Below are 8,608 nucleotides of genomic sequence, written 5' to 3'. Positions count from 1 at the left end.
TCTGCACGAGCTGCTGCGCCCGATCCTGCGCGATCACTTCCAGCCCGCGCTGCTGGCCCGCTTCCAGACGGTGATCTATCGTCCGCTGGCAGAGACCGCGATGCGCACCATCGTCGAGATGAAACTCGGCCAGGTGAGTAAGCGTCTGCATCGTCATTACGGTCTGGCCACCCACATCGATGAGAGCCTGTTTGACGCGCTTACCTCAGCTTGCCTGCTGCCGGATACCGGGGCGCGCAACGTCGATAGCCTGCTCAACCAGCAGATTTTGCCGGTGCTGAGTCAGCAGTTGCTGAGTCACATGGCGGTGAAACAGAAGCCGAAAACACTTCGGCTCGAATGGAGTGAAGAAGAGGGTATTGTGATGGATTTTGAGGATAACATCTGATGAACAGCGGACTGATATTCAACCACAGCCACCACCTGTTAAAGGTGCGCGGCAGTACGTCACTACTTGATGTGCTGAGCTTTGAAGGCGAGGAAGCGCTGAGCACCCCGTTCCGCTATGCCATCCGCTTCACCAGTACTGACAGGGCTATCCGGCCGGAGTCGATGCTGATGCAGGACGGCTCGCTGACGTTACAGGCCCCGGCAGACCAGGGGTTCGGCATTAAAGTCCAGCAGCCAGTGCGGGTGATACAGGGTGTGGTGACGGGCTTTAAACAGCTCTCGACCTCGAAGGATGAAAGCCGCTACGAACTGACGCTGCAGCCCCGGCTGGCACTGCTGTCACGCAGCCATCAGAACGCGATTTACCAGGACATGTCGGTTCAGCAGATAGTGGACAAAATCCTGCGCGAGCGGCACAGCATGCGCGGGCAGGATTTTGTGTTCCGGCTGGCGAAAGAGTACCCGCGCCGTGAGCAGGTGATGCAGTACGGTGAAGATGACCTGACGTTCATTTCACGTCTGCTGTCGGAGGTGGGTATCTGGTACCGGGTGACGACGGACTCGCGGCTGAATATTGATGTGGTGGAGTTTTACGACGACCAGCAGTTTTATCAGCAGGGGCTGACGCTGCCGGCGGTGCCGCCTTCGGGGATGCATGACTCGGCGCGGGAATCGGTGTGGGAGATGAGCGGCTATCATCAGGTGGTGGAGCAGACGGTGAGCGTGCAGGACTATAACTACCGCACGGCGACGGAGGACCTGAGTGCCAGCGCCGATATCACACGCGGGGCGGCCACGACCTACGGTGAAGCGTATCACTATGCCGACAACTATCTGACGGCAGGGAGCGCAGGGCGCAGCCCGGCCGCGGAGAGCGGGGCGTTCTATGCGCGTATCCGCCATGAACGCTACCTGAACGGTCAGACGCAGCTGACGGGTATGACCAACTGCGCCACGCTGACGCCGGGCCAGGAGATGAAGGTGACCGGTGGCGGAGAAGGTATCCCGGAGGCGTTCGTCCGGGGGGCGGTGATTACAGCGCTCACCAGTTCAGCGCGGCGCGACAGCAGCTTTGAAATCCGTTTCAGTGCCATTCCGTATTCGGAGGACTACAGCTTCCGGCCGGTGGAGGTGGAGAGGCCAGTGATGGCGGGGACGATACCGGCGCGTGTGACCAGCACGCAGAAAAGCGATATCTACGGGCATATCGACAAAGACGGGCGCTACCGGGTAAACCTGCTGTTTGACCGTGACAACTGGGACACGGGGTATGAAAGTCTGTGGGTCCGCCAGGCAAGGGCGTATGCCGGAGACACCTACGGGCTGCACCTGCCGCTGCTGGCGGGAACGGAAGTGGCGATAGCCTTTGAAGACGGCAACCCGGACAGGCCGTATATCGCCCATGTGCTGCACGACTCGGCGCACGGGGACCACGTCACGATACAGAACTACAAACGCAACGTGCTGAGGACTCCGGCGAACAACAAACTGAGGCTGAACGACGAGCGGGGCAAAGAGCATATCAAGCTGAGCACGGAGTACGGCGGGAAGAGCCAGCTGAACCTGGGGCATGTGGTGGACGCCGGGAAGCAAAAGCGGGGCGAGGGATTTGAGCTGCGCAGTGACAGCTACGGGGCAATACGTGCGGGTCGTGGGATATTTATCAGCGCCGATGGTCAGACAGAGGCTCAGGGCCAGGTACTGGAGATGAAGTCTGCCCTCAGCACTCTACAACAGGCACAGGGACTGGCAAAAGCATTAAGTGATGCCGTAAAAACAGGGCAGGCCGAACTGGCGCAAATTGAAGATCAAAAGGCATTGCTTGAAGCGTCGCTAAAAGATCTCAAAGACTCCGTTTTACTGATGAGTGCGCCAGCGGGTATTGCTCAGGTGTCACCACAAAGCATTCAAATCAGTACCGGTAATAACTTCATCCAGACCTCAGCTGAAAACAGTGATTTTACGGTATTTAAAAAATTCACCGTCGCGGCGGGGGAAATTATCAGCCTGTTTGCTAAAGCGCTGGGAATTAAAATTTTCGCAAACCAGGGGAAGGTGGAGATTCAGGCGCAGAGTGATGCCATGGCGCTGACCTCATTAAAAGATATGAAAATTATCAGCAAAGATGATGAGGTCTATATCCAGGCGGGCAAAAAAATCACCCTGGCTTGCGATAAAACAGCGCTGGTTATTGAAAGCTCTGGTGTGACAGTAATGACACCCGGTGAGTTCAATCTCAAATGCATGACCTTTAATCGTCAAATGGCACAGTCCTTTAAGTCTTCACCGGTCAAACTTCCGCCTAATGCAATCTGTGTGGAGATGGCAAAATAATGGTGAGTGATATGTCCAACCTGGTACCAGTAAACACCATGAAAGCCAATACGCTGGCGGATATTATGGAGCTGAAGCGCGATGAGTACCGCTACTTACTTATCGATCCCCTTAAAGCCGTCTGCGATGTGCGCCCGATTCATTTAAGCCATCTGCAAAAAACATTGGGCGACCAGGCAATACGTCCCGTACTGCGTCAGGATCTGGCTTACTCGCCACAGCATTGCCCACAACTGGTATTGCTGGCAACTCCTGGTTGCGGGTGTGATGCTGCACTGCTTGAGTGTCTGGTGGATTATGCGGCTGAAGAGGCTCTGCATGAGAAGCGTTATCTTTGTGCATGGCTGAGCAGCCCTCAACCGCTTGAACAACTCGTCGTCACATTGGCTGACTGGTGTAACCACCTTGATAACAGTGCATTTTTCCCCTTTTTTGAGCCGCATCGGTTTGAATTACTACAGGCTACCAGTCCGGCGAAAAAACTGGGCGGCAGTATCTGGCCGGTAAGCCACTGGTGGTACATGAGTGCGGCAGGAAATATCACCGTTGTTGACGGAAATGAAGCAACGGATAAATGGCAGTTAACCTGGGGTGTTCAGCACGCCCAGCAGGCAGCCAGAATGATCTGGCAGCTTCTGTTTGCCTGGCAGCAGGTTTGCCCGACGTTACCGTCCGATGCGGTAAAGCTGGCTGCTGCTGCATGGCGAGAGGTCGAAAAAACTGAACTGACTCATGTTGAAGATCGCCTCTTTCTGGCGCTGAACCGTCTGACACTTCTGGTAAATATTGAGCTACATCCGCAGATTAATGCGCTATTGCAACAGGCTATAGCCAGTCCAGCTCTGCGTTTCACTCAGTTGCTAAATAGTTTGCCCGAATCGGTCTGGTTTGAACTGGACAACCTGTCATCCTCGTCATAATGGAAACCGCCATCATGAGACTCAAACAACAGATCACGCGGAATATTGCGGCCTCCAGGCAGACGAGTGAGATGCCCTCAGGGTGCAAAGCCTGTCATCGCAAAGGATTGCCGATACTGCCATTACGTGTTGCAGCAGTTCCTTTGCGGGTCGTGAGTTCATTCTGGCAACCCGAAGTGCCGCCTCAGGATGTGGTTCTGACCGGTGGAGAGTATAAATATGCCCTGCGCACTTTACGTGCAGGTTATCTGTATGTGCTGCTGGACAGGACAATCTGGCAAAGCTATCAGGTCATGAAAGAAGGCTACCTGCGGCAATTTAATCCGCTGGTGATGCCGGAAGATCAACAGATCGCGTCGTTAGGTGAAGAGTGCCTGGCACTGGGCCATGATATTCCCGCCAGTTTTATCAATGTTGATGATGAGAAATACAGCGAGGCCTGGCTGGCCTTCAGCAGCGATCCGTGGAGTGAAAGGGTGTTACGTGAATATGCCAGTGGGCAGCGTTCTGCCGCCCGGTTCACGCAAATCACCTTGTCAGCGCTGCGAGCGGCCCCGGATAAGATCCCGGAAGGGCTGGCTCTTGAACCCTCATTGCTCACATTACAGACTCAGGTTGTGGAATATGCGACTAGTCATTTTCCAGATCTGGAAAGAGTCATGGAGGAGCCGGGAGGCGGGGCGCATGGATTTTATTCGCGCACTGAAAGGGGGGCGGCATTGAGCAGTTATATTGCTCAGCTTACCGCGCAATATGGCTGTCAACCCGGTGCGATTGCAGTGAATGACCTGACGGGGGTGGTACAGGAACTGAATGCGGGTCGCCTGCAAATTGCCCGATCCCGGCAGGCTTATCTCACACAACCTGCCATAAAACATCAGCATCTGATTTCTGATGCGATAGAAAATTATCTCCTTGAACTGCAAAAAATGGTCGCTCAAACGACTCTGCCTGCGGGTGCAGGGATGGCACATTTCACCCGCCTACAGACCTGTTATAACGAGCCGGCGCGAGCTGAGTTTGCACAGACATATCAGCGTAAACGAGGGGAATACCAGCAGCGGATCTCGGCGACAGGATGCGATTTGGCAGCCTGGTATCAATCAGCAACATGGCTGGCTGAGTGTCAACAGGACTATGCGGCTGAAAGCAGCCCAATGAATCGGTTTTTCCAGTTGCGCACGCTAAACGCCTGCATTGAAGGTGGGGGTATGGATGAGGCCACTGAAGCCGTATGGCTGGCATGGTTGCAAAGTGAAAAAGGTCTGGTGTTTGACGGAATACTGAACTCTTCGGATGTGATGCAAAAGTCAGTGGTGAAGTCTGATGGCATGAGTGAATGGCTTACTGCTCAGCCGATCCGAATGGCGATTATCCAACGGACACAGCTATTACGTAAGGTTGTACGCCACCTCCAGACACGACTCACGCCATCCGCCCAGGAGAGGGTTATGCGTGCGATGCAGGAAGCAATTGATTTGGTAACCGACAAGAACTTGGCCCAGGTTTCACAGGACAGCGGGCTGGAGACTTTTTTGGTGAATTACCAGACATTGCTGGAGACACACTTCGATGATGTTGTCAGCAATCGTGAGCCAAAGGCCGACATCCCGCTTCAGGTAGTGCGAATATCTCCCGTTATGCTGGCCGAAAATACCCCGAATGCCGCATTTGAAGTGTGGCTGCGTTGTTGCTGCTTTGGCATCGCTATTAAGCGTAGCAGTGAGGATCCGGTATGGAATGCATCCAGCCAGGATGACCTGAATAAGGCGCTGACTGCCTACAACGCAATAATGAACGACACTGCCACTGTTTAACCCGGTTGCCCATTTAAAGGACTTTTCAGCTATGGGAATTAAAGACCAGGTCGGCCAGAATACGGCCGCAACTCAACAGGCTGCCAGCACCCCATCAGGATGTAAGGTGTGCCAGCGGCAGGGTATTCCGGTTTTTCCGCTGCGGGTAGCGGCAGTGCCGAAAGCGGTGGTAAGTACGGGCTGGAAGTCTAGGGTTCCAGAGCAGGATGTTGCCCTCACGGGGGGAGAATTTAAATACGCGCTACGTACCCTGCGCATGGGTTATCTGTATGTGCTGCTGGATAAAACAGTCTGGCAGGGTTACATGGTGACAGCGGAAGGTTACCTGCGGTATTTCAATCCGCTGGAGAAGCCGGAAGGTGAAACGGTAGAGCCGATAACGGAGGCGTGCCGGCAGCAGGGGCACTGTATCAACGCCAGTTTTATCAACATTGATGTGAACCCGGCCACGGGCCAGGATTACGAGCAGGCCTGGCTGGCCTTCAGCGGTGATGCGTGGAGCAAAGAGGTACTGAATGAATACCAGAGTGGCAAACGGCCCGCCTCGCGGTTCACGCAGATTTCACTGAGTACGCTGAAAAAAAGCCCGGCAAGCATACCCGAAGCACGGGTACTGGATATGTCACTGTCAGCCCTGACGCCAGATGTGGCGGAGTTTGCGACAGAACTTTTCGGCAACGTGCAAACTATCACGGGGGAGCCGAACGGTGGTGCACACGGTTTTTACCCGCGTCAGGGTGACAAAGCGGCGCTGGGTGCACGGGTTGTGACCCTGACGGCCCAGTATGGGTGTCCGATATCGGCGCTGATACTGGAAGATGCTGTAGGGGTGGTGCAGGAGCTGAATATCGGGCGCCTGCAGGTGGTAGAGGCCCGGCAGATATACAATGAATTGCCCGTTATCAGGCATAAACACATGATTTCGGAGGCAATAAAGCAGTATCTTGATTCACTGAAAAAGACGATAGACGCTAACAGCAAGCCCCGCCACCATGAGGCAACCCCCAGCGGCTATCCTGCAGCAGGGGGAGTAACGATTTCTGCTGAGCAGGTAGCATTCGAGACTTACGCTGAAAAAGTAGCCCGTCTTTCTGAATATTATAAAGAGCCGGAGCGCGCTGAGTTTGCCCAACAATATCAACAGCAGCAGGAAGACTACCAGAAGCGGATAGCCGCCATCGGTAAAGATTTGGCCGTCTGGTATCAGTCTCAAAAATGGCTGGCACTACTCACCGATGACTACGCCCCGGAACCCTGCCCGCAGAGCTGGGCGGCCCGCTTATCGACGGTGGCATCCTGCATCCAAGGGGGATGCACTGATGATGAGACGGAGAAAGTCTGGCTGGACTGGTTGCAGGACCCGACCAGCCCGGCATACCAGGGGATCCTGGGCAACATCCCGTCAGTCTCTGAAGCGATCTACAGTGGTACAGCCGGATATACCAATCTGAAGGTCGTACTGGGCTCGAAGGAAGTGAGTGATCTGATTGATTCAAAAAGAGTTCAGCAGGCAACGGCCCATATTGCGCTGGCGATGAGCGGAGGCGTCTCAAGGCTGACAACCAGACTGGCGCGGTCTGCCCAGGACGGTTACAGCCGGGTGGTTCAGGGAGTGATTTATCTGGCCTCCAGACAGAAGGTGACGGTTTTTACGCTGGATATGACGGTGCATCAGTATCAGACGCTGAGCCGAAATATTGCCCGCGCACAGCTTACCGCCACGGGAAAACCTGCTCAGTTCAGCGGTGAGTTGCAGAACGGTAAACGGCTGAAGCGGAGTCTGTCAGGCGGGAGCTTTTTACAAATAACCGATCCGAAAATACTCGAACAGCGGATAGCGGTCACGCTGGTGAGCGAGATGGACCCTGAAAAATTCGCTTCACACTGGGAAGCTGGACCGATAAAGGGTGTTCCGGATTTCTCCAGCTTTGCTGAGCTACGCATTTCAGCGGTCACCCTGGAAGGGGCCGCTAGTAAATCCATCAGGCTGCTACCAAAGCAGGTGCAGCAGGTGCTTGACGAGCAGGTTCAGCTGTCTCGGCGGCTGGTGAGCAGCAACACTATGGGCGGTCTGCTGGGTGGCGGGATGCTGTTTCTGCAGGTCGGGGCGCTGGCAGGTAACATGCAGGCCGTGATGGATGCGATAGGACATGAAGTGGATGCACAAATCGTGTTGCTCTCCAATATGACCATGGTGGCCAGTTCAGCGGTGGAGACCAGCGGTTTTGTTCATATGCTGGTGCGGGCGAACCCCTGGGATTTAGCGCCTAATGTTATTGTGAAAGGTGTACCTGAGTATGTACATCCGCTGATACGTATGGGCGGTGTGCTGGCCGGGGTTTCGGCGATTTTTGATGGGGTTGGGATGATTGTTAAGGCTTACACTTCCAGCAAAAAAGGGGATACTGAAGCCTCTATATGGTATTCGACAGCGGGGGTCGCCACTGGTATAGGTGGGGGAGTTGCCATTTATGCCGCTTTAGCCTGCCAATTTGCCTTGTTAGGTCCCGCAGGAATAGCAGCTGTGCTGATTGTGGCCGGTGCGATGATGGCTATCCAGGCCGCCAATGCCGTCAGCAGCGCGTTTGAAGTCTGGCTGCGCTGTGGCTGTTTTGGTGTGGAGAGTAAGCGGGGAGATAATGACCGGATATGGAATGTCTCAGTCCTGGAAGACCTGAGCGATGCCCTGATGGCGTATGAAGTGATCGTCAGCGGGATGGAGGCCGAGGTGGACTACCAAGATATTATCGGTGAAATCGCGAACGATGAGGATGTGATAAAAATGCGCGTGCGGTTGCCGTGCTGTAATGGCACGTTGTCCGCATGGGATCTGAAGCTCACTGCAAAGGGCAGTGGCGGCAGCGTTCAGCTGTTGAGCAGTCGCTACCCGATTTCCGGCAGTGCCGATACACCGGTGTCCCCGGGGGATGGATCTTCATTGCCGCGCCACCCGCGCCATCCCAATTACCCACTGAATAACACCCTGACGGAGCGCTGGGACGGCAACAGTCTGGTGCTGGAAGGCGAGGCGTGGGTTACCCCTTCCCGTTACAATTTCGCCTCATTGTCAGTGGATTACTGGACAGACCGTGACGATCCTGAATGTCAGATGATATTAAACCTGACTGTCGCAGATTAGCCCTTTAA

4 protein-coding genes and 1 pseudogene are annotated in these 8,608 nt (G+C 54.7%); all 5 read left to right on the top strand.

Annotated elements, in window-relative coordinates:
• Window positions 1-388: pseudogene (locus tag QQF33_RS06500) on the top strand (type VI secretion system ATPase TssH); the annotation flags it as partial.
• Window positions 388-2,724, top strand: coding sequence for a type VI secretion system Vgr family protein (locus QQF33_RS06495; RefSeq protein WP_285157594.1), 2,337 nt, complete (start codon window positions 388-390; stop codon window positions 2,722-2,724). The pseudogene QQF33_RS06500 and the gene QQF33_RS06495, both read left to right, overlap by 1 nt.
• Before the next feature lie 11 nt (window positions 2,725-2,735).
• Complete coding sequence (locus QQF33_RS06490; RefSeq protein ID WP_285143717.1) at window positions 2,736-3,644, top strand: hypothetical protein; 909 nt, start codon at window positions 2,736-2,738, stop codon at window positions 3,642-3,644.
• A gap of 14 nt (window positions 3,645-3,658) precedes the next feature.
• Window positions 3,659-5,461: a T6SS effector BTH_I2691 family protein gene (locus QQF33_RS06485; protein WP_285143716.1), complete on the top strand. Its 1,803-nt coding sequence runs from the start codon at window positions 3,659-3,661 to the stop codon at window positions 5,459-5,461.
• A 31-nt stretch (window positions 5,462-5,492) separates the two neighbouring features.
• The gene (locus QQF33_RS06480) at window positions 5,493-8,600 is read left to right on the top strand and encodes a T6SS effector BTH_I2691 family protein (protein ID WP_285157593.1); all 3,108 of its coding nucleotides are present in this window, start codon (window positions 5,493-5,495) and stop codon (window positions 8,598-8,600) included.
• Window positions 8,601-8,608 lie beyond the last annotated feature (8 nt).

The organism is Lelliottia wanjuensis, from assembly GCF_030238365.1.
GTDB lineage: Bacteria > Pseudomonadota > Gammaproteobacteria > Enterobacterales > Enterobacteriaceae > Enterobacter > Enterobacter wanjuensis.
The sequence above is the reverse complement of the archived record's forward strand: the minus strand, read 5'-3'. Positions and strand labels throughout refer to the sequence as shown.